Source organism: Streptomyces sp. NPDC058284 (genome assembly GCF_042881135.1).
GTDB lineage: Bacteria > Actinomycetota > Actinomycetes > Streptomycetales > Streptomycetaceae > Streptomyces.
On sequence record NZ_JBHVYE010000017.1, the window covers coordinates 97,083 to 122,994 of the forward strand.

The following is a 25,912-nucleotide window of genomic DNA, read 5'->3' on the forward strand; positions in this document are numbered from 1 at the left end:
CCTGATCGGACTGATCGGACAGCTGTCTGTTCGCCCGCCGCTCGGTGCCCGGTGGACGGAAGTCGCACGAAGAGTCATGCCTTCACCAGCCCCCGCCCGCTTCCGCCCAGCGCGAGGTAGACGTCCTCCAGGCTGGGCGTGGCCAGCGTGAAGTCGTCGAGCGCGGCGAACGCGGCCCCGCCGGTGACCGCCGCCACCGCGGCCCGCGCCGCGTCGGGCGCGAGGCGCAGGGACCAGCGCCGGCCCGACTCGACGGCGAGGGAGCGCAGCGCGGCCACCTCGGGGACGTGCAGCGGCGCCCGCTCCCGCCACACCAGCTCCACCCTGACCTCGTCCGCGACCTGCTCCTTCAGCCCGGCCGGGCTGTCGCAGGCGATGACCTTGCCCCGGTCGAGCACGGCGACCCGGTCGAGGACGGTCTCGGCCTCGATGACGTTGTGGGTGACCAGCACGACCGTCGTCCCGCGCTCGGCCCTGCGCCGGTCGATCGCCGCCCAGACGGCGCGCCGCGCGACGGGGTCCATGCCGGTGGTCGGCTCGTCGAGGACGAGCAGCGGGCGCTCACCCACCAGGGCGGTGGCGAAGCAGGCGAGCCGTCGCTGCCCGCCGGAGAGCTTCTTCAGCGGCCGCGACGCCAGCGCCGTGAGGTCGAGCTCCTCAAGTACGGCGTCCCGCTCGGCCCGCGCCTGCGGCAGTTCGAGCCCGCGCAGCCGTGCCGTCGTCTCGACGGCGAGCGACACGGTCAGCTCGTCGAGGGCGGTGGACTCCTGGCCCAGGTAGGCGAGGATGCGGGCGGCCCGCTCGGGGTGGCGCACGATGTCGTGGCCGAGGATCTCGACGCTGCCGCTGTCGGGCCGCATCAGGCCGGTCAGCTGGCGTACGAGGGTGGACTTGCCGGCGCCGTTGGGGCCGAGCAGGCCGAAGATCTCGCCGCGTTCGACCGTCAGGCCGATGCCGTCGGTGGCGCGGACCTCGGGGGTCGCGGGCCTGCCGCGCCGGGCGCGGGCGGCCGGATAGGTCTTCACCAGGTCGCGCACCGCGCAGACGGCGTCGTTGCCGTGTTCCTGACGGAGTCCCTGTCGGACTGCCGGTGCGGGGCGCGTACTCACGAAGGACGAGCCTACGGGGTCGGCGGGCACGCGCGACGTCCGGGGCGCCCCGTACGCCCCGTGTCAGTCACCGGCACGGTCCCCGGCGGGCGCGTGCTCGGCGGCCGTCCGCGAGTCGACCTCGCGCCAGAAACCGGCCCTGATCGCGTAACGGTCGTGCTCGTCGATCTGGTCGTCCTTGTGGGCGAGGAGGCCGAAGCGTGCCGCGTAGCGGAGCAGTTCCCCGTCGACGCGGTGCGGGATGCGGGGGTACATCGTCGACAGCTTCTGCAGGTTGTGCTGTTCGGGGAGGCGCGACATCCAGCGCCGCGCGAACACCTGTCCGACCTCGAAGGGGTCGCCGCCGACGGTGGTGATGTCCTCCTCGCGGTCGGCCCAGCGCTGCTCGGCCGTCGTCAGCTGGGCCAGGGTCGGCAGGGCGGCGGCCTCGGGGCCCTCGGCCGCGCCCCCGGGGCGCTCGACCCAGCCCTTGTCGGAGGACCAGCGCAGCGTCGCGTTGGCGGGGGGCTGGGCGGCCTGGGTGCCGGGGCCGCGCAGCGCGGCCAGGTCCTTGGGGGTGGGCACGCCCTTGGCGGCCGCCGCGGAGATGCGGTGCTCGCCGTCCTGCCGCCCGTTGGCGGCGGGTTCGGCGTGCCGTTCGGGGCCTTCCGCCTCGGCGTGCTGCGCGGCGGCGGCGAGCGCGGACTCCGGCAGCGGCGCGGAGAGGATCGCGGCGATCTCGGGGCGCGGCACGGGCGGCGGCGCGCAGCTGCCGGTGAGCTCCTTGGGGCGGACGGCCTCGGTGATCCAGGCCCGGTCGAGCACGCGGCGCTCGTCGGCCTCGGCGACCAGGTCCTCGGACTGGTTGTAGTCGCCGTCGGCGGCCTGCACGGCCCAGAGGTGGACGGCGACGCCGTGCTCCTTGGCGGCCATCATGCCGGGCAGCAGATCGCCGTCGCCGGTGACGAGCACCACGTCGGAGCAGGCGCGGTTGCGGGCCAGCTCGGTGAGCTCCGCGTGCATCGCGGCGTCCACGCCCTTCTGCGCCCACCGTCCGTCGCTGCGGGTCAGGGCGCCGAGCCGGACCGTCACGCGCGGCATGACGCGCAGCCGCCGGTGCTCGGGCTGCGGCACCCGGTCGGGGGCGCCGTCGAACCAGTAGATGCGCAGCAGGGGGCGCTCGGTGTCCGCTTCCGCGCGCTCGCGCAGGCCAAGGATGAGGGCGGTGTGGTCGACGGTGATCCGTGACCTGGACGGCTCGCCGGCGAGGAGGCTCGCGGCGGCACCCAGCAGATACCCGGCGTCCACCAGGACGATGCAGCGATCCACGCGGTCCACCCTCTTTCCCTGGAGGTTCCCTGGCGTGCCCGGAGGTTCCAGAACAGTGCGACGTGCCTGGTGGTTCCAGAACAGTGCCCGGAGGTCTCTGGACGTTCCCTCGAAGACCCGCGAAGACACCCTGTAAGGGCAACCAAATCAGGGGTGCGGGTCCGCGTCGGGTTCCCTTCGAGTCTGCCCGACCCGGCGAAGGTTAACGGCCGGAACTGGATCTTCGGCGTGGCGCATCGGCGGTTCGCTCCCCGACGGGCCTTATGACGCACGGTAATTCCCCGAAATGCGCACTTTGTTGCCATATGTGAATCTGGTCGCAACCTGGCCCCCAGATCCCCTTCAGGAGGAAGATCACTATGGCCAAGAACAAGAACCGCAGACAGGGCAGCCAGCAGGACCGCGCCTCGCAGGCCGAGCAGGCGCAGGAGCAGGCCAAGTCGACCGCCACGGAGGCCCAGTCGCCTTTGCAGTCGCAGGCCCAGGGCAGCCCGGCGGATGTTGCCCGTAAGCACCAGCGTCGCTTCGGTCACAACTGAGGCAACTGACGCGTATTGAGGCACACATGAGGGGCGCACCCGGTGACGGATGCGCCCCTCATGACACAGGCTCTCAGAGTCTGTCTTTGGCCTGCCGGGCGCGTGCGGTCCTGCCGGGCACGTGCGGCACGTGCGGACCGGTCCGCGGGCCCCTCACCCCGTGAGGCAGGACGGGCCGAGCAGCACCTTGAGATCGCCGAAGAGCGCCGGGTCCGGCTTCACGCGGTGCCGGTCGAGCCGCAGCACGGTGGTCTTCTGCGCCCCCTGGAGCTTGATCCGCACCTCGCTGTTGCCCCGGTGGTGGCTGAGGACCTCGCCGAGCCGGGTGACCATCGGCGGGCTCACCTTGACGGTCGGGATGGTGATCACCACCGGCGCGTTGGCGCCCGCGTTCGACAGGTCGGGGACCTGGAGCTCCATCGCGACGAGGCGCGGCACGTCCTCGCGCTTGTCGAGGCGTCCCTTGACGAACACCACGGCGTCCTCGACCAGTTGGGTCGACACCAGCTGGTACGTCGCCGGGAAGAACATGCACTCGATGGAGCCGGCCAAGTCCTCGACGGTGGCGATCGCCCAGGCGTTGCCCTGCTTGGTCATCTTGCGCTGGAGGCCGGAGATGATGCCGCCGATGGTGACGACGGACCCGTCGGAGAAGTCACCACCGGTGAGCTGCCCGATGCCCGCGTCCGCCTTGTCGGAGAGCACGTGCTCAAGGCCGAACAGCGGATGGTCGGAGACGTACAGGCCGAGCATCTCCCGTTCCTGGGCGAGCAGGTACGTCTTCTCCCACTCGTCCTCGGAGAACTCCACGTCGAGCCCGAAGCCCGGCTCGTCGCCGGCGGACTCGTCGCCCATCCCCCCGAAGAGGTCGAACTGCCCCTCGGCCTCCTTGCGCTTGACCGCGACGACGTTGTCGATCATCGGCTCGTACTGCGCGGTGAGGCCCTTGCGGGTGTGCCCCATCGTGTCGAAGGCGCCGGCCTTGATGAGCGATTCCGTGGTGCGCTTGTTGCAGGCGGTGGCCTCGACCTTGTCGAGGTAGTCGGGGAAGGAGGTGAACTTCCCCTTCGCCTTGCGTGAGCGGATGATCGAGTCCACCACGTTCGTGCCGACGTTGCGCACGGCTTCCAGGCCGAAGAGGATCACGTCGTCGCCCTGGGCGGCGAAGTTGTGCACCGACTCGTTCACGTTCGGCGGGAGGACCTTGATGCCCATGCGGCGGCACTCGTTCAGATAGACGGCCGACTTGTCCTTGTCGTCCTTGACCGAGGTGAGCAGCGCGGCCATGTACTCGGCCGGGTAGTTCGCCTTCAGGTAGGCGGTCCAGTAGGTGACGAGGCCGTACGCGGAGGAGTGCGCCTTGTTGAACGCGTATCCGGCGAACGGGACCAGGACGTCCCACAGGGCCTGGATCGCGGCGTCCGAGTAGCCGTTCTTCCGGGCGCCCGCCTGGAAGAGGACGAAGTTCTTCTCCAGCTCCTCGGGCTTCTTCTTGCCCATCACGCGGCGCAGGATGTCGGCTTCGCCGAGTGAGTAGCCCGCGATGATCTGCGCGGCCTTCTGCACCTGCTCCTGGTACACGATGAGGCCGTAGGTGAGGCCCAGCGTCTCCTTCAGGGGCTCTTCGAGCTCCGGGTGGATCGGCGTGATCTCCTGGCGGCCGTTCTTGCGCTCGGCGTAGTTGATGTGCGAGTTCATGCCCATCGGGCCCGGCCGGTACAGGGCCGAGACGGCGGAAATGTCCTCGAAGTTGTCGGGCTGCATCTGGCGGAGCAGCGAGCGCATCGGGCCGCCGTCGAACTGGAAGACGCCGAGGGTCTCACCGCGGCAGAGCAGTTCGAAGGTCTTCGGGTCGTCGAGCGGGAGCGAGAGCATCTCCAGGTCGATGCCCTTGTCGTTGCGCACCATCTTGACGGCGTCGTCCATGATGGTGAGGTTGCGCAGGCCCAGGAAGTCCATCTTGAGCAGGCCGAGCGACTCGCACTGGGGGTAGTCCCACTGCGTGATCGTCACGCCGTCGGTGTGCCGCGTCCAGAGCGGGGCGTGGTCGACGATCGGCTCGCTGGACATGATCACGCCGGCCGCGTGCACACCCATCTGCCGGACCAGGCCCTCGACGCCCTTGGCGGTGTCGATGACCTTCTTCACGTCCGGTTCGTTCTCGTACATCCCCCGGATCTCGCCCGCCTCGCTGTAGCGCGGGTGCTTGGGGTCGGTGATGCCGGAGAGGTCGATGCCCTTGCCGAGGACGTCGGCGGGCATGGCCTTGGTGAGGCGGTCGCCCATCGCGTACGGATATCCGAGCACGCGCGCGGAGTCCTTGATGGCGTTCTTCGCCTTGATCTTGCCGTACGTGCCGATCATGGCGACCTTGTCGGCGCCGTACTTCTCGGTCACGTACCTGATCACCTCGACGCGCCTGCGCTCGTCGAAGTCGATGTCGACATCGGGCATGGAGACGCGCTCGGGATTGAGGAACCGCTCGAAGATCAGGCCGTGCGTGATCGGGTCGAGGTCGGTGATGCCCATGGCGTACGCGACGATCGAACCGGCCGCGGAGCCACGGCCGGGGCCGACCGCGATGCCGTTGTTCTTGGCCCACATGATGAAGTCGGCGACGACAAGGAAGTACCCCGGGAACCCCATCTGGATGATGATGTCCATCTCGTACTCGGCCTGCTTCTGCCGGTCCTCGGGGACACCGCCCGGGTAGCGCCGCGCCATGCCGCGCCGGACTTCCTCCTGGAACCAGGTGACCTCGGTGAAGCCCTCGGGGATGTCGAACTTCGGCATCAGGTCGCGCTTCTCGAACATCCCCGTGGTGTCGATCTGCTCGGCGACCAGGAGCGTGTTGCGGCAGCCCTCCTGCCACGCGTCCGAGGAGTCGATGGCGTACATCTCCTCCGTCGACTTCAGGTAGTACCCCGTGCCGTCGAAGCGGAAGCGGTCGGGGTCCGAGAGGTTCTTGCCGGTCTGGATGCAGAGCAGGGCGTCGTGCGCGGTCGACTCGTGCGCGTACGTGTAGTGCGAGTCGTTGGTCACCAGGGGCGGGATGCCCAGCTTCTTGCCGATCTCCAGGAGGCCGTCACGGACCCGGCGCTCGATCTCGATGCCGTGGTCCATCAGCTCCAGGAAGTACCGGTCCTTGCCGAAGATCTCCTGGTACTCGGCGGCCGACTTCAGGGCCTCGTCGAACTGGCCGAGGCGCAGCCGCGTCTGCAGCTCGCCCGAGGGGCAGCCGGTGGAGGCGATCAGCCCCTCCGACCACTGGGAGATGGTCTCCTTGTCCATCCGGGGCCACTTCTGCAGCCAGCCCTCGGCGTAGGCGTCCGAGGAGAGCTTGAAGAGGTTGTGCAGGCCCTTCTGGTTCGCCGCCCAGATCGTTTTGTGGGTGTAACCACCCGAACCGGAGACGTCATCGCGCTTCTGGTGCGGCTGGCCCCACTGGATCTTCCGCTTGTTGCGCCGCGACTCCGGTGCCACGTACGCCTCGATCCCGATGATCGGCGTGACGCCCGCCTTCTGCGCCGAGTGGAAGAAGTCGTACGCACCGTGGAGGTTGCCGTGGTCGGACATCGCGATGTGCGTCATGCCCATCTCATTGCACGCGGCGAACATGTCCTTGAGCCGCGCGGCACCGTCAAGCAGCGAGTACTGGGTGTGCACGTGCAGGTGCGTGAAGGGCGGCTTGGTCACGGTTGAAGGCCTCCGGCGAACGAGGGGTGACAGGCTGCGGGCAGTCTGGGGGGACAGCGCCGAAGTCTAATCCCGCGCACTGACAGCCGACGGGCACTCGGGGGTACGGTCGAGCGTTGGAAGGGACGGAACAGCCGTCCCCAGGGGGCGGCGCGTCCGCCCCCATGTCACGCACCACCCCGCACCAGGAGGCACCCAGCGATGTCGGTCCCGCAGCCCACGGCTGAGCAGCGCGGCGAGGAGATCCTCGCCGTCTTCGGCACGGCGTTCGGCGAGCTGCTTGCCGCGGACCCCGCCGCGTTCCGGGTGAAGTTCCGGAAGATGGCCTCCTCCGCCTTCGCCTTCTACCGCGGCACGGCCTGCCTGTTCTACGCCGACCTGGAGCGCGAGCAGCACGGCGGCCCCTACCTCGACGACCGTACGGGCCGGGTGTGGATCCACGGCGACCTGCACGCCGAGAACTTCGGCACGTACATGGACGCCCAGGGCCGCCTGATCTTCAACGTGAACGACTTCGACGAGGCGTACGTCGGCCCCTTCACCTGGGACCTGAAGCGCTTCGCCGCCTCCGTGGCCCTGATCGGCTACTCCAAGGCGCTCAGCGACGAGCAGATCACCGAGCTGGTGCGGGTCTACGCCGCGGCCTACCGCGCGCGCATCCACGACCTGGCCACCGGCGCCAAGAGCGACGAGGTGCCGCCCTTCACCCTGGACACCGCCCAGGGCCCCCTCCTGGACGCGCTGCGCGACGCCCGCTCCCTGACCCGCTTCGGCCTGCTCGACTCGATGACGGAGATCCGCGACTTCGAGCGCCGTTTCGCGCCGGGCGGCGGCTCCATCGAGCTCGACGCCGCCACGCGGTACAAGGTGCTCGCCGCCTTCGACGGCTATCTGGAGACGCTCCCGGAGTCCTCGCTCACCCGCCCCGACTCCTACCGCGTGAAGGACGTCGTCGGCCGCCGCGGCATCGGCATCGGCTCCGCGGGCCTGCCCTCGTACAACATCCTCCTCGAGGGCAACAGCGACGCCCTGGAGAACGACGTCGTGATCTACCTCAAGCAGGCGCAGACGCCCGCCGTCTCGCGCCACATCACGGACCCCGCCGTCCGCGGCTACTTCCAGCACGAGGGCCACCGCACGGTCATCTCGCAGCGCGCACTGCAGGCGCACGCCGACCCGTGGCTCGGCTGGACCGAGCTGAACGGCGCGGGACAGCTGGTCGCCGAGGTCTCGCCGTACGCGGTGGACCTGGACTGGTCGGACATCGACGACCTGGACGAGATCGCGTCGGTCGTCGCCGACCTGGGCCGCGCCACCGCCACGATGCACGCCGCCGCGGACGACGAGAGCGGCCACTCGGAGCTGGTGCCGTTCTCCACGGAGCGCGCCATCGACGCCGCCATCGCGGCCGACGAGGCCGGTTTCGGTGAGCTGCTCGTGGACTTCGCGCACCTCTACGGAGCGCGCGCGCGTGAGGACCACCAGATCTTCGTCGACCTCTTCCGCAACGGCCGTATTCCGGGCCTGTAGCCCTCCGGCCGCCCCGGGGCGATTCAAAGGCACCTTTAAGGAGCCCCCACAGGAAGACATGGCACACTCCTGGACGATGGACATGTCCGGGATCCAGCTCAGAGCCGTGCGCGCGGCGCTCTTCACGGCACTCGTCGTGACGCTCTCCGCCGCGTCGCACGTGCTGCTGTCCCGTGCCCCCCTGCCGCCGGCCACCGTCGCGGGGATCGCCGCCGCCGTCTTCGCCGTCGCGTACGCGACGGCGGGGCGCGAGCGCGGCTACGGCCGGATCGCCGCCCTGCTGATCCCCCTTGAGCTGGCCGCCGACACGGTGTTCACCGCGGGACAGCACGTCTGCTACGGGGAGGCCGGCGGTCCCGTCGCGGGCCCGCTGCGCTCCGTCGGCCTCGACGTGCTGTGCGGCGGGACGCCCGTCGGGACCCCGCTGTCCCGCATGACCGCGGAGGGGCACGACGCCGCCGCGCTCCTCGCCGACGTGGACCCCGGCGCCGCCTGGCTGCTACTCGGGGCGCACATCGGCGTGGGCCTCGTCGCGGCGGCCTGGCTGCGGCGCGGCGAGCGGGCCCTCGCCCAGCTGCTGCGCGCGGTCGCCGCCGCCACGTTCCGGCCCCTGCTGATCGCGGTCGCCGCGGTCACCACGTCCCGGCCGCCCGTACGCCGCCTGCCGCGCCCCGGCCGCCGGGTCCTGCCGGCGGCGCGCACGCGGCTGCTCGTGCACTTCGTGGGGAGGCGTGGACCGCCCTGCCCGGCCGTCCACGCCTGAGCACAGCCACCCCACGCAGTCACGTACACGGAGAGAACGATCATGAGCAAGCGCAACAGCCAGGCCGCCAAGTCCGCCGCCCGCGAGCGCATCCGCGCCCAGCAGGAGGCCGAGCGCAAGCGGGAGAAGCGCAAGCGCGCCGTCATCGTCGGTGTCTCCATCGTCGGTGTCCTCGCGATAGCCGGCGGTGTCGGTTACGCCGTCATGCAGTCCAACAAGCCGGGTTACTGGGAAGAGGCCAAGGACAAGAAGCTGGTCAAGCCCGCGAACACCTCGGGCGAGGACGGCACGACGGTCACGATCGGCAAGTCCGGCACGAAGAACACGGTCCACCTGTACGAGGACCCGCGCTGCCCCGGTTGCGCGGCCATGGAGCAGTCCATCGGCTCCGCGATCGACAAGGGCATGAAGGACGGCGACTACAAGCTGAACTTCACCATCGGGACGTTCCTCGACAACAACCTCTCGGGCGTCGGGTCGAAGAACGCCCTCAGCGCGCTCGGCGCCGCCCTGGACGTCAGCCCCGACGCGTTCCTGGAGTACAAGAGCGCCCTGTACTCGGCGAAGTACCACCCCCAGGAGAGCGCCGACGACTTCGCCGACGACACGTACCTGATCAAGGTGGCGAACACCGTGGACGCCCTCAAGAACAACGACAAGTTCAAGAGCGCCGTCGAGAAGGGGACCTTCGACCGCTGGGCCCTCACGATGAGCGACTCCTTCCAGGCGGCCAAGGGCGTGGAGTCCACCCCGACCATCAAGATCAACGGGAAGGTGGTCGAGACGCCGAAGAACCCCGACGCGTGGAAGGCCGCCCTGAAGAAGGCGGGCGTCACGAAGTAGCGGACTGAACAGCACTCAAGAGGGGGGCGAACTTCAGGAGTTCGTCCCCCTCGCGCGATGACCGGTCCGTATCGTCATCATCCGTGACCAGTCAAAACGATCTTCATTCGTCGCTCAACTCCCCTGCCCCGAGCCGCCGTACGGTCGTCAAGGCCGCAGCCGCAGGCGCCGCCCTCGCCGCACCGCTCACCTCCATACCCGCGCACGCCGCCGACGGCCCCGCCTTCCACCACGGCGTCGCCTCGGGAGATCCGCTGCCCGACGGTGTCCTGCTCTGGACCCGCGTGACGCCCACCGCCGAGGCCGTGCCGGGATCCGGCAAGGGTCCCGACACCGAGGTGAGCTGGGAGATGGCCGAGGACAAGGGGTTCACCCGGATCGTCGGACGCGGCAGCACCACCGCACGGGCCGCCGGCGACCACACGGTCAAGGCCGATGTAAGGGGCCTGCGCCAGGCGACCACCTATTACTACCGCTTCTCCGCGGGCGGCGGATCCCCGGTCCACTCACCCGTGGGCCGCACCCGTACCGCCCCCGCCCACGACGCCGCGGCGCCCGGCGTCCGCTTCGGAGTGGTCTCCTGCGCCAACTGGGAGGCGGGGTACTTCTCCGCGTACCGCCATCTCGCGGCCCGCTCCGAACTCGACGCCGTCCTGCACCTCGGCGACTACATCTACGAGTACAGGAGCGGCGAGTACCCGTCCGCCGAGTACGTCGTACGTCCGCACGAGCCGCGGCACGAGATCACCACGCTCGCCGACTACCGCACCCGGCACGGCGCCCACAAGACCGACCCCGACGCGCAGGCGATGCACGCCGCGCATCCGGTCATCGCGATCTGGGACGACCACGAGTTCGCCGACAACGCCTGGTCGGGCGGGGCGGTGAACCACTCCCCGGAGACGGAGGGCGGCTGGGCCGGGCGCATGGCCGCGGCGAAGCAGGCGTACTTCGAGTGGATGCCGGTGCGCCCCTCCACCGAGGGCACCGTCTACCGCCGCGTCCGCTACGGCAGCCTCGCCGACCTGCACCTGCTCGACCTGCGGTCCTTCCGCTCCGAGCAGGCCGGATTCGGCAGCGGCGCGGTCGACGACCCGGACCGCTCGATCACGGGGCGGGCCCAGCTCGACTGGCTGAAGGCGGGCCTGGCCTCATCGGACGCGGCCTGGAAACTGGTCGGCACCTCGGTGATGATCTCCCCTGTCGCCTTCGGCTCGCTGCCGGCCCACCTCCTCCAACCCCTCGCCGAGCTGCTCGGCCTGCCCAAGGAGGGCCTCGCCGTCAACACCGACCAGTGGGACGGCTACCCGGACGACCGCAAGGAACTCATCGCCCACCTGCGCGACCGGAAGATCCGGAACACCGTCTTCCTGACCGGTGACATCCACATGGCCTGGGCGAACGACGTACCGGTCAAGGCGGCCACCTACCCGCTCTCGGCCTCCGCCGCCACGGAGTTCGTGGTCACCTCGGTGAGCTCCGACAACATCGACGACATGCTCCACGTCGCCCCGCACACGGTCTCCCTGGTGGCCGCGGGCGCCATCAGGGCCGCCAACCGCCATGTGAAGTGGCTGGACATGGACGCGCACGGCTACGGAGTGCTCGACGTCACCGCCGAGCGCTCGCAGATGGACTACTACGCCGTCTCCGACCGGACCGACCCCGGGGCGACCTCGGCCTGGCTCCGCTCGTACCGCACCCTCAGCGGCACGCAGAAGGTCGAGCGGGTGGACGCGCCGGTGCGCTGATACGCGGCGACGGTCAGAGCGTCTCCAGGAAGCCGAGCGCCGTGCGCCACGTCGTCTCCGCGGCCTCGGCGTCGTAGTCGTCCAGGTCCGGGTCGGTGTAGAGGTGCCCGGCGCCCGCGTAGCGGTAGACCTCCACATCGGCCCCCGCCCGGCCCATCCGCAGGTACCAGGCGCTCAGCCAGTCGTCGGACTCGAACGGGTCGGGCTCGGCGACGTGCAGCTGCACCGGCAGGTCGTCCACGGACGCGTTCTCCGCGATGTCGGAGGTGCCGTGCAGGAGCAGCAGCCCGCGCGCCTTCGCGTCGCCGAGGGCGAGGGTCTGGGCGGTGGCGGCGCCGAGCGCGAAACCGGCGTAGACGAGGCCACGCTCCGAGTAGGGCGCGGCGGCGAGGATCGCCCGCTTCAGGAGCTCGTCCTTGCCGAGCTCCTCCTGGAAGGCCCTTCCTTCCTCGACGTCGTCGAACACGCGGCCCTCGAAGAGGTCAGGGGTCCAGACCTCGTGCCCCGCGGCGCGCAGCCGGTCGGCCGCCGCGTGCACCGCGGGCCGCTGCCCGTACGTCGAGTGGAAAAGCATGATGTTCATGGGGCCATCGTGCCATTTGGCCGGTACCCCTACTCTCGGAGGCATGGAGAACGTACTGCGTCCGTTGATCGTGATCGGCGGCTCGGTCGTGCTCACGCTGGTCGTCGGCTGGATGGTCGACGTGCTGTTGCGCCGGGCCGACGAGCGGCGCCACGACACCCCGCTGTGGGGCCTGCTGCGCCGTGGCCGCGTCCCCCTGCAAGTCGTCCTGTGCACCGCGCTGCTGAGAGGGTCCTACGGTGAGGCCAAGCTCACCAAGGACCACTCGATGCTGATCGGCCGGGCCCTCACCCTCGTCCTGATCGGCTCCACGGCCTGGCTGATCGTGCGGATCGCGGCGGCCGTCGTCGAGTCGTCGTACGCGCGCTACGCCGCCATGCACCGCGACCCGGCCAGGGTGCGCCGGGTGCGTACGCAGGTGACCCTCATCCAGCGCGTGGTCACCGCGATCGTCGGCGTCGTGGCCGTCGCCGCGATGCTGCTCACCTTCCCCGCCATGCAGGCGGCGGGCGCCTCGCTGCTCGCCTCCGCGGGCATCCTCGGCATCGTCGCCGGTGTCGCCGCGCAGTCCACCCTCGGCAACCTCTTCGCGGGGCTGCAGATCGCCTTCGGCGACATGGTGCGGCTCGGGGACACGGTGGTGGTGGACGGCGAGTGGGGCACGGTCGACGAGATCACCCTGACCTTCCTGACCGTCCGCACCTGGGACGAGCGCCGGATCACCATGCCGGTCTCGTACTTCACGTCGAAGCCCTTCGAGAACTGGTCGCGGGGCAGCTCCGAGATGACCGGCACCGTCTTCTTCCAGCTGGACCACTCGGCGCCGATCAACCTGATGCGCGAGAAGCTCCACGACGTCCTGCGCGACTGCGCGGCGTGGGACGGCAGGGACTGGGGCCTCGCGGTCACGGACACCACGACGAGCACCATCCAGGTCCGCGCCCTGGTCACCGCCAAGGACGCGGACGACATATGGACGGTGCGGGTCACGGTGCGCGAGCAGCTGGTCCGCTGGCTCACCGAGCACCACTCCTACGCGCTGCCGCGGGTCACCACCGTCTCGGCCGTCGAGCCCATCGAACCGCCGGCGGCCAACGGCCACCGCAGGCGCGAGCCGTTCCCGCCCCAAGCGCCGCGCACGGGCCGGGGCTGACACCGGTCCGCGCGCCGGTCACCGCAGGCTGCGTACGTCGAGGTGGCGCAGGACCCGGTCGACGACCTCGGGGTCGGCGCCGGGTTCGCTGCGCGCCGCGAGCACCTCGTGGCGCGCGGCCGACATCATGTCGCGCTGGATGCGCTGGACGGCCTTCAGCCGGTCGACGCGCTTGGCGTACCGGGCGCGCCGCTCGTCGTCGAGCAGGTCGGGGCTGATCCTGGCGCCGATGTCGAGGGCGCCGCGGTGCAGCCGCTCGGACAGGTCGTCGGGCAGCTCCTCGACGTCCTCGATCTCCTTGAGGCGCCGCTTGGCGGCCTTGGCGGCGCGCAGCGCGAGCGTGCGCTCCAGCTCGCGCTCCGCGTCGGCGTCGGCGCGTACGTTGAGCTTGCGCACCAGCCAGGGCAGGGTGAGCCCCTGGACGACGAGGGTCGCCATGATCACGCAGAACGCGATGAAGATGATCTCGTCGCGGGCGGGGAACGGAGTGCCGTCGTCCGTCTTGAGCGGAATGGCGAGCGCCAGCGCCACGGAGGCCACGCCCCGCATCCCCGCCCACCACATCACGACGGTCTCGCGCCAGGTGGTCGGGATCTCCTCGTCGACGTCCCGCCGCTTGTGCAGCCGCTTGGCCAGCCAGGTCGCGGGCAGCAGCCAGAGCAGTCGTACGCCGACCACGACCGCGACGATCGCCGCGCCCCACCCGTACATCTGCCACTGGTGGCCCTTGGCGATGCCGAAGACGTTGTGTAGTTCGAGGCCGATGAGCCCGAACGCGATGCCGGTGACCAGGGTGTCGACGATCTGCCAGAAGGTCTGGCCGGTGATCCGCCCGAGCACGTCGTCGGCGTCGACGGCGTTCTCCGCGAGGTAGAGCGCGGTGGTCAGGACGGCGAGCACGCCGGAGCCGAGCAGCTCCTCGGCGAGGACATAGCTGACGAACGGGACGAGGAGCGTCATGCCGGTCTGCAGGGTGGCGTCGCCGAGCAGCCCCATCAGCTTGTTGGTGAGCCAGCCCAGCACCAGGCCGACGACGACGGCGACCACGCCCGAGAGGACGAGCAGCCCGGCGGCGGACGGCAGGGAGAAGGTTCCGCTCATCGCCGCCGCGATCGCCACGTGGTAGAGCACGATCGCCGTGACGTCGTTGAAGAGCCCCTCGCCCTCCAGGATCGACACGAGCCTGCGCGGCAGTCCGAGGGACCCGGCGACCGCGGTCGCGGCGACGGGGTCGGGCGGCGCGACGAGCGCCCCGAGCGCCACGGCCGCCGCGAGCGGCAGCCCCGGCACTATGGCGTTGGCCATCGCGGCGACCGCCGCCGTCGTCACGAACACCAGCGCGACGGCGAGCAGGAAGATGGGGCGGATGTTGGCCGTGAACTGCCGCCACGAGGTGCGCTGCACGGAGGCGTACAGCAGCGGCGGCAGGACCAGCGGAAGGATGAAGTCGGGCGGGATCTCGACGTTGGGCACGAACGGGAGCAGCGCCATGCCGATCCCCGCCAGCGTCATCAGGACCGGCGCGGGCAGCCCAAGCCGGTCCCCCAGTGGCACGGTGAGCACGGCTCCGAGCAGCAAGATGAGCACCAGTGCCAGTTGATCCACGGTGTGCCCTCCGGCGTCGAGACTTGAACGATCAAGACCTCAACCCTGCCACGCGTCGGCCAATAATCGGATCAATGGCCCCTCGGAGTCGTGCTCGCGGCGCCGTGGCACGATGCCTCGCGCGATGCCTCTCGCGATGCCTTTCCCAGTGTTCCGGCAGGCTCGGTGACGCTACCGGTCCAGCGACTTGCGCATCGCCCGGTGCGGGATCCCCGCGTCGGGGAACTCCGGCCCGTACACCTCGTATCCCAGGCGTTCGTAGAAGCCCAGGGCGTGTGTCTGCGCGTGCAGGTCCACCGCGGTCAGGCCACGCGCGCGTGCCGCGTCCTCGATGGCGCCGACCAGCAGGGCCCCGACGCCGAGGCCGCGCGCGGACTTCGTGACGGCGAGCCGGCCGAGCGCGCCCACCCCGGCCTGCCCGCCGTTCTTGACGGCCGCCGCCTCGCCGGTGAGGAGCCGGCCCGTGCCCAGCGGGACGCCGTCCTCGCGCACGGCCAGGACATGCACCGCCCCGGCGTCGTACGCGTCGTACTCCAGCTCGGCGGGCACCCGCTGCTCGGTGACGAAGACGTCCTCGCGGACCGCGAAGCAGGCCTCCAGGTCGTCGGTGCCCTCCGCGACCCGGACCGTCACTCCGCTCACGAACTCTCCGCCCGCACCCGGTCGAGCGCCTGCTGGAGGTCGTCCGGATACTCGCTCTCGAACTCCGCCCACTGCCCGTCGCCCGGGTGCTCGAAGCCGAGCCGCACGGCGTGCAGCCACTGGCGGGTGAGGCCGAGGCGCTTGGCGAGCGTCGGGTCCGCGCCGTACGTCAGGTCGCCCACGCAGGGGTGGCGGTGCGCCGACATGTGCACGCGGATCTGGTGGGTGCGCCCCGTCTCCAGCTTGATGTCGAGCAGCGAGGCCGCGCGGAACGCCTCGATCAGGTCGTAGTGCGTGACGGAGGGCTTGCCCTCGGCCGTGACCGCCCACTTGTAGTCGTGGTTCGGGTGGCGGCCGATCGGGGCGTCGATGGTGCCGCTCATCGGGTCGGGGTGGCCCTGCACCAGCGCGTTGTAGCGCTTGTCGACCGTGCGCTCCTTGAACTGGCGCTTGAGCGAGGTGTACGCGCGCTCGGACTTGGCGACCACCATCAGGCCGGACGTGCCCACGTCCAGGCGGTGCACGATGCCCTGCCGCTCGGCGGCACCAGAGGTGGAGATCCGGTACCCGGCCGCCGCGAGACCGCCGATCACCGTCGTGCCGGTCCAACCGGGGCTCGGGTGCGCGGCCACGCCGACCGGCTTGACGATCACGACGATGTCGTCGTCGTCGTGCACGATCTCCATGCCCTCGACGGGCTCGGCGACGACCTGCACCGGAGCGGGCGCCTGCGGCATCTCCACTTCCAGCCAGGCGCCGCCGTGCACCCGCTCGGACTTGCCGACCACCGAGCCGTCGACCGAGACCTTCCCCGCCGCGGCGAGCTCGGCGGCCTTCGTACGGGAGAACCCGAACATGCGCGAGATGGCGGCGTCGACGCGCTCGCCCTCCAGGCCGTCCGGCACGGGCAGGGTTCGGATCTCGGGAATCGTGCTCACCCATTGAGTATGCAGGAGGCCACCGACACTCCCGCACCACAGGCCCGTCACACCGGCCCCGGCATCAGTCCTTGTGGACGGTGCCGTCCGGATCCAGGCCGCGGAAGGAGAGCAGCACGATCAGGATGCCGCCGCAGACGATCGCCGAGTCCGCGAGGTTGAAGACCGCGAAGCCCTTCGGGGCGATGAAGTCGACCACCGCGCCCTCGAAGACGCCGGGCGCGCGGAACAGGCGGTCGGTGAGGTTGCCCAGCGCCCCGCCGAGCAGCAGGCCGAGCGCGATCGCCCACGGCAGGCTGTACAGCTTGCGGGCGAGCCGGGCGATGACCACGATGACGGCGGCCGCGATGCAGGTGAAGATCACGGTGAAGGCCTCGCCGAAGCCGAACGCGGCGCCCGCGTTCCGGATGGCGGAGAGGCGCAGCCAGTCCCCGACGAGCTCGATCGGCTCGTGGTGCTCCAGCTTCGCCACCACGAGCATCTTGCTGATCAGGTCCAGGGCGTACGCGAAGACGGCCACCACGAACAGCACGGCGATCCTGCGCCTGCCCCTGCCCTGCCGCCCGTCCTGACCCGCGGCGTCGCCGGGCGTGCCCGCCGCCGTTCCGTCGGAGTCCTGGCCGGACTGCTCCGGCTCCGTCCCAGCCGCCTCGGGGATGTCCGGCGTACCGATGATGCGCTCCGCCTCTGCCACGTGAGTCCCTCAACCTAGGTACCTGACTGGGGAGAGCGTACGGCACACCCGTACGGCCCCCGGTGCCCAGGCCGTGCTCTCAGTAGCGCCGTTCCTCCTTCTGCTTGCACTCCACGCACAGCGTCGCGCGCGGGAAGGCCTGCATCCGCGCCTTGCCGATCGGATTGCCGCAGTTCTCGCAGAGGCCGTACGTCCCCGCGTCCAGGCGCTCCAGGGCGCGCTCGGTCTGCTCCAGCATCTCCCGCGCGTTGGCCGCGAGCGACATCTCGTGCTCCCGCGTGATGTTCTTCGTGCCGGTGTCCGCGTCGTCGTCGCCCGCGCCATCCCCGGAGTCCCGCATGAGGCCGGCGAGGGCCTCCTCGGAGGACGCGATCTCGCTGCCCAGCCGCAGCGCCTCGCTCTGCAGCTCCGTGCGGGCCTCGTCGACCTCCTGCGGAGTCCAGGGGTCCTCGCCGGGCCGGACCGCGAGCTCACCCGGCTCCGCCGCGCCCGCCCGTGCCTTGGGCACCGCCGTGGGCGTCTTCGCTGCTGTCGCCGTGCCCGGAGTCTTCTTCGCAACCACCGTCGTGGCTCCCGTCGTCTCCGCGGCCTCAGCCGCATCCTCGGCCGCGGACGCGACCGTCTTCTTGCTCTTGCCCGTGCTCTTGCTCGTGCGCTTCGCGGCGGTGCGGTCCGTCTCCGGTCCCGCCTCGGCCGCGCTCTTCTTGGTCGTGGTCTTCTTGGCAGCGCTCTTCTTGGCCGTGGTCTTCTTGGCCGTGGTCTTCTTGGCCGTGCGCTCGGTGGTCGCGCCCGCCTCGGCGGCACCCTCCGTGGCCGGGCGCTTCCTGGCCGGGGGCGCCTCTGCCGCGCTCCTGCCCTCGTGCGTGGCGCTCTTCTTCTCGGCCGCCTTCTTCGCCGGGACGGCCTTCTTGGCGGCGGTCTTCTTGGCCGGGCTCTTCTTCGCCGCGGCCTTCTTGGCGACGCTCTCGGAGACCGCCTCGTCCGCAGAGGCGGCAGCGGTGGCGGCGGCCTTCCCGGTCGCGGTCTTCCGGGCCGCCCCCGCGGCCCCCGCACGCTTCTTGCCGCTCACGTCCTTGGACGTCACCGCGGCGGCGCCGGTGGATCTGCCGGACGCCGAATGCTGTTCGGCGGTCTTCTTCGCCACCATGGCCGCGGCCCCTTCACATATTGTGATCTTGCACGCGAATCGTGCTGGGACGATAAATCGACTCCGGGCCCGCGGCAACGGGGCACGCCGCCAGATCCGCCCGCCCCGCGGGCCCCGCACGGCGAGTCTGCATGCGTTGTGCCCAACTCCCTGCCGGGTAATCCGCCGCTCACCGCACGCCCGGAACCGTCCGGCCCGCATGTCGCCATTCGGGTCACTCCGCTCCCCCGTCCCCGGCCGCCGCCGGACTCCCGGAAAACCGGTCGGCCCCGCCTCCCCGGGCGCCGTACACTGGGCGGCAGCGAGAAGCGTGGATGGGGACGAGTAGCGGCGTACGCAGCCATGAGCGACCCGGGGACGGTGTGAGCCCGGGGGCCGGCACGACGTGAAGATCACCCCGGAGCCGCCGGAAGAAAGCCGAGGCCCTCAAGGCGAGGCGAGTAGACCCGGTATCGCGACCCCAATGAGGGGGCTCACCGGCACGGACCCCGTACCGGAGGGCCAAGGAGGGTGGTACCGCGGGAGCGCGCCGCAACAGGCGCACAAGCTCTCGTCCCTCCGACGGAAGGCAGCACATCCGCCGGAGGACTCGTTGAATACGCCGCCGCAGTACCGCCAGGTGCCCGCCCAGGTCGACCTGCCCGCCCTCGAGCACGCCGTGCTCGACTTCTGGCGCGAGCAGAAGATCTTCGCCAAGAGCCTCGAACAGTCCGAGGGCCGCCCCGAGTGGGTGTTCTACGAGGGCCCGCCCACCGCCAACGGCATGCCGGGCGCCCACCACATCGAGGCCCGCGTCTTCAAGGACGTCTTCCCTCGCTTTCGCACCATGCGGGGCTACCACGTGGCCCGCAAGGCCGGCTGGGACTGCCACGGCCTCCCCGTGGAGCTCGCCGTCGAGAAGGAGCTGGGCTTCAACGGCAAGAAGGACATCGAGGCGTACGGCATCGCCGAGTTCAACGCCAAGTGCCGCGAGTCCGTGACCCGGCACACCGACGCCTTCGCCGAGCTGACGACCCGCATGGGGTACTGGGTCGACCTCGACGACGCGTACCGGACGATGAACCCGGAGTACGTGGACTCGGTCTGGTGGTCCCTGAAGGAGATCTTCAACAAGGACCTGCTCGTCCAGGACCACCGCGTCGCCCCCTGGTGCCCGCGCTGCGGCACGGGCCTCTCGGACCACGAGCTGGCGCAGGGCTACGAGACGGTCGTCGACCCCTCCGTCTACGTCCGTTTCCCCCTCACCTCCGGTCCCCTCGCGGGCGAGGCCGCCCTCCTGGTCTGGACGACGACCCCCTGGACCCTGGTCTCCAACACCGCCGTCGCCGCGCACCCCGACGTGACCTACGTCGTCGCGACGGACGGCGAGGAGAAGCTGGTCGTCGCCCAGCCGCTCGTCGAGAAGGCACTCGGCGAAGGATGGGAGACCACCGGCGAGACCTTCACCGGCGCCGAAATGGAGCGCTGGAACTACCAACGTCCGTTCGAACTCGTGGAGTTCCCGGAGCCCGCGCACTACGTCGTCAACGCCGACTACGTCACCACCGAGGACGGCACCGGTCTGGTCCACCAGTCCCCCGCCTTCGGTGAGGACGACCTCAAGGTCTGCCGCGCGTACGGCCTGCCGGTCGTCAATCCGGTCCGCCCCGACGGCACCTTCGAGGAGGACGTCCCCCTCGTGGGCGGTGTCTTCTTCAAGAAGGCCGACGAAACGCTCACCAAGGACCTCGACGACCGCGGCCTGCTCTTCCGGCACATCGCGTACGAGCACAGCTACCCGCACTGCTGGCGCTGCCACACGGCCCTGCTCTACTACGCGCAGCCGTCCTGGTACATCCGCACCACGGCCATCAAGGACCGTCTCCTCGAGGAGAACGAGAAGACCAACTGGTTCCCCGACTCGGTCAAGCACGGCCGCTTCGGCGACTGGCTGACCAACAACGTCGACTGGGCGCTCTCCCGCAACCGCTACTGGGGCACCCCGCTGCCCATCTGGCGCTGCGAGGAGTCCCACCTGACCTGCGTCGGCTCGCGCGCCGAACTCACCGAACTGACCGGTAAGGACCAGTCGGAGCTCGACCCGCACCGCCCGTTCATCGACGAGATCACCTTCACCTGCCCGCAGGAGGGCTGCGGATCGACGGCCACGCGCGTGCCGGAGGTCATCGACGCCTGGTACGACTCGGGCTCGATGCCGTTCGCGCAGTGGGGCTACCCGTACAAGAACAAGGAGCTCTTCGAGAGCCGGTACCCGGCGCAGTTCATCTCGGAGGCCATCGACCAGACCCGCGGCTGGTTCTACACGCTGATGGCCGTCGGCACCCTGGTCTTCGACAAGTCGTCCTACGAGAACGTGGTCTGTCTCGGCCACATCCTCGCCGAGGACGGCCGCAAGATGTCCAAGCACCTGGGCAACATCCTCCAGCCCATCCCGCTCATGGACCAGCACGGCGCCGACGCGGTCCGCTGGTTCATGGCGGCCGGCGGCTCCCCCTGGGCGGCCCGCCGCGTGGGCCACGGCACCATCCAGGAGGTCGTCCGCAAGACGCTCCTCACGTACTGGAACACGGTGGCCTTCCAGGCGCTCTACGCCCGTACGTCGAAGTGGGCCCCCAGCGACGCCGACCCGGCGCCCGCCGACCGCCCGCTCCTGGACCGCTGGCTCCTCAGCGAGCTGCACGCGCTCACCGACCAGGTCACCCAGGCCCTGGAGGGCTACGACACCCAGCGCGCGGGCAAGCTCCTGTCCGTCTTCGTCGACAACCTCTCCAACTGGTACGTGCGCCGCTCCCGCCGCCGCTTCTGGCAGGGCGACAAGGCGGCCCTGCGCACCCTGCACGAGGTCGTCGAGACGGTCACGCGCCTGATGGCCCCGCTGACACCGTTCATCACCGAGCGTGTCTGGCAGGACCTGATCGTGCCGGTCACCCCGGACGCCCCGGAGTCGGTGCACCTGACCTCGTGGCCCGAGGCGGACCTGTCGGCGATCGACCCCGAGCTGTCGAAGCAGATGGTCCTGGTGCGCCGCCTGGTCGAGCTCGGCCGTGCCACGCGCGCGGAGTCGGGCGTCAAGACCCGTCAGCCGCTGTCCCGCGCGCTCGTCGCGGCGGCCGGCTTCGAGGCGCTGGGCCCCGAGCTGCGCGCCCAGATCACCGAGGAACTCAACGTCTCCTCGCTGGCGTCGCTCTCCGAAGTCGGCGGTTCACTGGTCGACACCACCGCCAAGGCCAATTTCCGGGCTCTCGGCAAGCGCTTCGGCAAGGGCGTCCAGGCGGTCGCCAAGGCCGTCGCCGAGGCCGACGCCGCCGCGCTCTCCCTGGCCCTGCGCGAGGGCACGGCCTCGGTCGAGGTCGACGGCGAGAGCGTGACGCTCGCGCCCGACGAGGTCATCATCACGGAGACCCCGCGCGAGGGCTGGTCGGTGGCGTCCGAGTCCGGCGCCACCGTCGCCCTCGACCTGGAGATCACCGAGGAGCTGCGCCGCGCGGGCCTGGCCCGCGACGCGATCCGCCTCATCCAGGAGGCCCGCAAGAACAGCGGCCTGGACGTCGCGGACCGGATCGCCCTGCGCTGGACCTCCCCGGACGCGGAGGTCGTGACGGCGCTGTCCGACCACTCCGGGCTCATCGCCGACGAGGTCCTCGCCACGGAGTTCACCTCGGGTGAGGCGGACGACACATTCGGGGAGCCGTTCACGGACGACTCCCTGAAGCTGACGTTCCGCCTCCGCAAGGCGTAGGCGCTCGCACCGAAGGCCCGGCCCCGATGGGGCCGGGCCTTTCGCGTAATCGCCTGCCGGTACACAAAAGGGCCGGGCCCCCAGAAATTCTGGGGGCCCGGCCCTGAACGCCGCCGACGCCTATGGCGTGCTCACGCCCGTCAGTTGTCGTCCTCGTCGATGAGGAAGCCACGCATCGGGGACGGAGCCTGCTGCATCGGCTGCTGGCCCTGCGGCCGCACCGGCGCCATCGGCTGGGTCATCGCCGGGGACATCTGCTGCTGGCCGCCGTACGACGGGCCGTTGCCCGGCTGGTTGCCGCCCATCGACTGGTTGCCGCCGTAGGACGGGGCACCCGCGCCGGCCGGAGCCATCGAAGGCGCCGGGGACGGCGGCAGCGAGGCGGTGGCCGGAGTGCGCGGCGGGGCCAGCGAGTCGTCGGCCTGGGTCTCCAGCTGGCGCAGCTGCGACTCCAGGTACGACTTCAGACGCGTGCGGTACTCGCGCTCGAAGCCGCGCAGGTCCTCGACCTTGCGCTCGAGCGTGGCGCGAGCGGACTCCAGGGAGCCCATCGCGACACGGTGCTTCTCCTGCGCGTCCCGCTCCAGGGCGTCGGCCTTGGCGCGGGCGTCACGCTCGAGGCCCTCGGCGCGCGAGCGGGCCTCGCCGACGATCTTGTTGGCCTCGGAACGGGCCTCCGCGATCGCCTGGTCGGCGGTCTGCTGCGCGAGCGAGAGCACCCGGGCGGCGCTGTCGCCACCGGGGCCCTGACCGGGCTGCGGCATCTGCGGGCCGCCCATGGGACCGCCCATGGGGCCGCCCATCTGACCCTGGCCCATCGGACCCTGACCCATCGGGCCGGGACCCTGCGGACCACCCTGCGGGTGGCCCTGGCCGTGGCCGCTGGGGCCTGCGGGCAGCTGCGGTGCGCCACCGGGCAGCTGCGGCGGGCCGCCCATGGGGCCACCCATCTGCTGCTGCTGCGGCGGGACCGGCTGCGGACCCGATATTGCGGCGGGCACGGGTGCGCCGGGACCGCGCTGGTCCTGGGGCCCGTCGGGGCCCTTGCGCATTCCGCCCTGCTGCTGGTTCTGCGCGGCGGCACGGGTGGCCGCGGCGAGCTTGGCGCGCAGGTCCTCGTTCTCGCGGAGCAGGCGGGTCAGTTCGGCTTCGACCTCATCGAGGAAGGCATCGACCTCGTCCTCGTCATAGCCTTCTCGGAGGCGGACGGTCGTGAACTGTTTGTTCCGCACGTCCTCGGGGGTCAACGGCATCTCTTCACCTCAACGTAGTCGTCGGCATTCGGCAAGACCGTATTAGACATCGCACTCACAGCTGACTCACGATGTGGATCAGGATGTAGACGATGATCATCAGTACGAAGAAGGACAGGTCGAGCGCCACGCCCCCGAGACGCAGCGGCGGAATGAACCGCCGCAGAAGCTTGAGCGGTGGATCAGTGACAGTGTAGGTGGCCTCCAGAACGACCACCATCGGCTTGCCGGGTTGCCATGAGCGGGCGAACTGGAAGACGTAGTCCATGACCAGTCGGAAGATCAGCACGATGAGGAAGCACATCAGCGCGATGTAAAGCACCTGCACGACCACGCTCATGTTCGCGGTTCCCTCTCCCCTGTTACTCGTGCTTCGTCGTTCCGGTACTGCGTCTACGGCAACTACTGCATCACTGCGTCTCAGCTCTGGTTGAAGAACCCGCCCTCTGCGATGCGAGCCTTGTCCTCCGCCGTTACATCGACGTTAGCAGGCGACAACAGGAACACCTTCTGCGTCACTCGTTCAATGCTGCCATGCAGACCGAAGACCAAACCGGCCGCAAAGTCGACAAGTCGCTTCGCGTCCGTGTCGTCCATCTCGGTCAGATTCATGATCACCGGAGTGCCCTCACGGAAGTGTTCCCCGATGGTACGGGCCTCGTTGTAGGTCCGCGGGTGCAATGTGGTGATGCGGTAGGGCTCCCGCTCGGACACGACCTTGGGCATGATCACCGGTGCGTTCTTCTCCAGGCTCTGGCGTTCAGGTGTGATGGATGCCACGGGGGCGATTCGTGCCGGACGTCCGGATTCCGCGGCTTGCGGAGCGGAATGGGGCGCCGGCTCGCGCTGGGCCGGCGGCTGCACCACTCGTACCGATTCGTCCCTTTGCAACTGGTGGGACTGATGCGACGGTTCGTGCCTTCTGCGGTCACGCTCGGGCTCCGGCTCGGGTTCGAACTCGTCATCGGGGTCGAACCCCGGACCGTCGTACCCATCGTCCTCCACGAGGCCGAGGTAGACCGCCATCTTGCGCATCGCGCCGGCCATGCTCTGAGTCCTCCGCTCTGTGGTGGATCGGCTGTCGTCACCAACCGCTCGCGATCCACTGGGTCTCCCCGCCCAACAGCGAGAATGACCATATTTTCTGCTGTGGTCCGACTTCTTGGCGACGTTACCCGAGCCCGGGGCGGACTCCGAGTACCGCCGTACCGACGCGCACATGTGTCGCCCCGGCCGCAACGGCCTGCTCGAGATCCGCACTCATCCCTGCCGACACCATGTTCGCAGCAGGATGAGCCGCGCGCATGAGGGTTGAGAATTCCATCAACCGCTCGAACGCCGCCTGTTGCCGCCCCGCATACGCCCCGGTGAGCGGCGCCACGGTCATCAGGCCATCGAGCCGCAGCCCCGGCGCCGCCGCCACGAGACCGGCCAACTCCTCGATCTGGCCGGGCCCGACGCCCCCGCGCTCGCCCCGCCCGTTCTCCTCGGCGTCGAGTGCGACCTGGATCAGGCACCCGAGTTCACGCTCGGCGCGTACCGCCGCCGTCGAGAGAGCTGTGACGAGTTTGGGACGATCAACGGACTGCACGACATCGGCATAACCGACCACGGAACGAACCTTGTTGGTCTGCAACTGACCGACAAAGTGCCACGTAAGAGGAAGATCCGTACATTCGGCCGCCTTCGGCGCCGCGTCCTGGTCGCGGTTCTCGGCGACGTGCCGCACACCGAGTTCGGCCAGGATCCGCACGTCGCTCGCGGGGTAGGTCTTCGTGACCACGATGAGGGTCACTTCCTCCCGCTTGCGGCCTGCCGCCGCGCACGCCGCGGCGATGCGCTCCTCGACCTTCGCCAGATTCTCCGCGAGTTGGGTCCTGCGTTCCGTCATGTCCTATCAGTCCAGCCAGACATAGCCCGCGAGACGACCGGTGGTGCGGTCGCGGCGGTACGAGAAGTGGTCACCTGATTCCAGGGTGCACACCGGCGACTGCTGCCGCCCGCGCACCCCGAGCCGCTCCAGCTGGGCGTGGACCCCGGCGCTCACGTCGACCGCGGGCGTGCCCCAGCTCGTTTCGGCGTACGCCGCGGGCTCGACGGCGGCGGCATCGGCGCGCATCGCCTCCGGCACCTCGTAGCAGCGCCCGCAGACGGCGGGTCCCGTGCGGGCGACGATGCGTCCCGGGTCGGCGCCGAGCTCCACCATGGCCTCGACGGCGGCGGGCACGACGCCCGCCAGCATGCCGGGGCGGCCCGCGTGCGCCGCGGCCGCGACCCTGGCCACGGGATCGGCGAGCAGGACGGGCGTGCAGTCGGCGGTGAGGACGGCGAGGGCGAGGCCCTCGCGGGCGGTCACCACCGCGTCGACGGCGGGAATCCCGGCGTCGGAGCCCCAGGGCCCCTCGACCACCGCGACGTCGCGGCCGTGCACCTGGTTCATCCAGACGACCCGGTCCGGGTCGATGCCGAGCGACTTGGCGGCCAGCGCGCGGTTGGTGCGCACCGCCTCGGAGTCGTCGCCGACCGCGCCGCCGAGGTTGAGCTCTTCGTACGGAACGGCGCTCACCCCGCCCCACCTGTCGGTGAAGGCGAAGTGCGCGCCGCTCACGGTGCTGTGCT

21 protein-coding genes are annotated in these 25,912 nt (G+C 70.3%); 7 read left to right on the forward strand and 14 right to left on the reverse strand.

Going from position 1 to position 25,912, the window contains the following annotated elements; genetic code table 11:
- Positions 1-74: 74 nt before the first annotated feature.
- Complete coding sequence (locus ACFVYR_RS23540; protein WP_384255875.1) at positions 75-1,109, reverse strand: ABC transporter ATP-binding protein; 1,035 nt, start codon at positions 1,107-1,109, stop codon at positions 75-77.
- Between the two features lie 63 nt (positions 1,110-1,172).
- Positions 1,173-2,417 (reverse strand): NYN domain-containing protein, encoded by a 1,245-nt coding sequence (locus ACFVYR_RS23545; protein ID WP_384255878.1) that lies wholly within the window; start codon positions 2,415-2,417, stop codon positions 1,173-1,175.
- Positions 2,418-2,776: 359 nt separating this feature from the next.
- On the opposite strand from ACFVYR_RS23545, the gene ACFVYR_RS23550 reads away from it, so the two are divergent.
- Positions 2,777-2,956, forward strand: coding sequence for a hypothetical protein (locus tag ACFVYR_RS23550; protein WP_384255881.1), 180 nt, complete (start codon positions 2,777-2,779; stop codon positions 2,954-2,956).
- A gap of 153 nt (positions 2,957-3,109) precedes the next feature.
- Here ACFVYR_RS23550 and dnaE read toward each other — a convergent pair whose 3' ends face one another.
- Positions 3,110-6,652 (reverse strand): DNA polymerase III subunit alpha, encoded by a 3,543-nt coding sequence (gene dnaE, locus ACFVYR_RS23555; RefSeq protein ID WP_384255884.1) that lies wholly within the window; start codon positions 6,650-6,652, stop codon positions 3,110-3,112.
- A gap of 201 nt (positions 6,653-6,853) precedes the next feature.
- Between dnaE and ACFVYR_RS23560 the strand changes: the two genes are divergently transcribed.
- From ACFVYR_RS23560 to ACFVYR_RS23575, 4 genes are all read left to right on the forward strand, one after another.
- Entirely contained in the window at positions 6,854-8,182 is a 1,329-nt protein-coding gene (locus ACFVYR_RS23560; protein ID WP_384255887.1) for a DUF2252 domain-containing protein, read from the forward strand.
- A 76-nt stretch (positions 8,183-8,258) separates the two neighbouring features.
- A complete protein-coding gene (locus ACFVYR_RS23565) occupies positions 8,259-8,945 on the forward strand; it encodes a hypothetical protein (RefSeq protein ID WP_384255931.1) in 687 nt (228 codons plus the stop codon).
- A gap of 42 nt (positions 8,946-8,987) precedes the next feature.
- Positions 8,988-9,788 (forward strand): DsbA family protein, encoded by an 801-nt coding sequence (locus tag ACFVYR_RS23570; protein WP_384255890.1) that lies wholly within the window; start codon positions 8,988-8,990, stop codon positions 9,786-9,788.
- A gap of 83 nt (positions 9,789-9,871) precedes the next feature.
- On the forward strand, positions 9,872-11,539 hold the full coding sequence (locus tag ACFVYR_RS23575; RefSeq protein ID WP_384255893.1) for an alkaline phosphatase D family protein: 1,668 nt from the start codon (positions 9,872-9,874) through the stop codon (positions 11,537-11,539).
- Positions 11,540-11,552: 13 nt separating this feature from the next.
- Here ACFVYR_RS23575 and ACFVYR_RS23580 read toward each other — a convergent pair whose 3' ends face one another.
- On the reverse strand, positions 11,553-12,122 hold the full coding sequence (locus tag ACFVYR_RS23580) for a dienelactone hydrolase family protein (protein ID WP_384255896.1): 570 nt from the start codon (positions 12,120-12,122) through the stop codon (positions 11,553-11,555).
- 43 nt (positions 12,123-12,165) lie between these two features.
- Here ACFVYR_RS23580 and ACFVYR_RS23585 point away from each other — a divergent pair, with 43 nt between their 5' ends.
- On the forward strand, positions 12,166-13,275 hold the full coding sequence (locus ACFVYR_RS23585) for a mechanosensitive ion channel family protein (RefSeq protein WP_384255899.1): 1,110 nt from the start codon (positions 12,166-12,168) through the stop codon (positions 13,273-13,275).
- Positions 13,276-13,293: 18 nt separating this feature from the next.
- On the opposite strand, the gene ACFVYR_RS23590 is transcribed toward ACFVYR_RS23585, so the two are convergent.
- The 5 genes from ACFVYR_RS23590 to ACFVYR_RS23610 all read right to left on the reverse strand — a co-directional run bounded on the left by ACFVYR_RS23590 (position 13,294) and on the right by ACFVYR_RS23610 (position 18,301).
- Complete coding sequence (locus ACFVYR_RS23590) at positions 13,294-14,880, reverse strand: Na+/H+ antiporter (protein ID WP_384255902.1); 1,587 nt, start codon at positions 14,878-14,880, stop codon at positions 13,294-13,296.
- 171 nt (positions 14,881-15,051) lie between these two features.
- Entirely contained in the window at positions 15,052-15,522 is a 471-nt protein-coding gene (locus ACFVYR_RS23595) for a GNAT family N-acetyltransferase (protein ID WP_384255904.1), read from the reverse strand.
- Positions 15,519-16,460: an RluA family pseudouridine synthase gene (locus ACFVYR_RS23600; RefSeq protein WP_384255907.1), complete on the reverse strand. Its 942-nt coding sequence runs from the start codon at positions 16,458-16,460 to the stop codon at positions 15,519-15,521. Before ACFVYR_RS23600 ends, ACFVYR_RS23595 begins: the two co-directional genes overlap by 4 nt.
- 64 nt (positions 16,461-16,524) lie before the next feature.
- A complete protein-coding gene (gene lspA, locus ACFVYR_RS23605; protein WP_384255910.1) occupies positions 16,525-17,154 on the reverse strand; it encodes a signal peptidase II in 630 nt (209 codons plus the stop codon).
- A 79-nt stretch (positions 17,155-17,233) separates the two neighbouring features.
- Complete coding sequence (locus tag ACFVYR_RS23610; protein WP_384255913.1) at positions 17,234-18,301, reverse strand: TraR/DksA family transcriptional regulator; 1,068 nt, start codon at positions 18,299-18,301, stop codon at positions 17,234-17,236.
- A 592-nt stretch (positions 18,302-18,893) separates the two neighbouring features.
- Here ACFVYR_RS23610 and ileS point away from each other — a divergent pair.
- Positions 18,894-22,040 carry an isoleucine--tRNA ligase gene (gene ileS / locus ACFVYR_RS23615; RefSeq protein ID WP_384255916.1) on the forward strand — a complete coding sequence of 1,049 codons (3,147 nt, stop codon included), beginning with the start codon at positions 18,894-18,896 and terminating at the stop codon, positions 22,038-22,040.
- A 140-nt stretch (positions 22,041-22,180) separates the two neighbouring features.
- On the opposite strand, the gene ACFVYR_RS23620 is transcribed toward ileS, so the two are convergent.
- The 5 genes from ACFVYR_RS23620 to pgeF form a co-directional block, all read right to left on the reverse strand.
- Positions 22,181-23,293, reverse strand: coding sequence for a DivIVA domain-containing protein (locus ACFVYR_RS23620; protein ID WP_384263047.1), 1,113 nt, complete (start codon positions 23,291-23,293; stop codon positions 22,181-22,183).
- Between the two features lie 55 nt (positions 23,294-23,348).
- Positions 23,349-23,633, reverse strand: coding sequence for a YggT family protein (locus ACFVYR_RS23625; protein WP_150166801.1), 285 nt, complete (start codon positions 23,631-23,633; stop codon positions 23,349-23,351).
- Positions 23,634-23,713: 80 nt separating this feature from the next.
- Positions 23,714-24,340 (reverse strand): cell division protein SepF, encoded by a 627-nt coding sequence (locus ACFVYR_RS23630; protein WP_384263050.1) that lies wholly within the window; start codon positions 24,338-24,340, stop codon positions 23,714-23,716.
- A gap of 124 nt (positions 24,341-24,464) precedes the next feature.
- Positions 24,465-25,184, reverse strand: coding sequence for a YggS family pyridoxal phosphate-dependent enzyme (locus ACFVYR_RS23635; protein WP_384263053.1), 720 nt, complete (start codon positions 25,182-25,184; stop codon positions 24,465-24,467).
- Between the two features lie 6 nt (positions 25,185-25,190).
- On the reverse strand, positions 25,191-25,901 hold the full coding sequence (gene pgeF / locus ACFVYR_RS23640) for a peptidoglycan editing factor PgeF (protein WP_384263055.1): 711 nt from the start codon (positions 25,899-25,901) through the stop codon (positions 25,191-25,193).
- Positions 25,902-25,912: the final 11 nt, after the last annotated feature.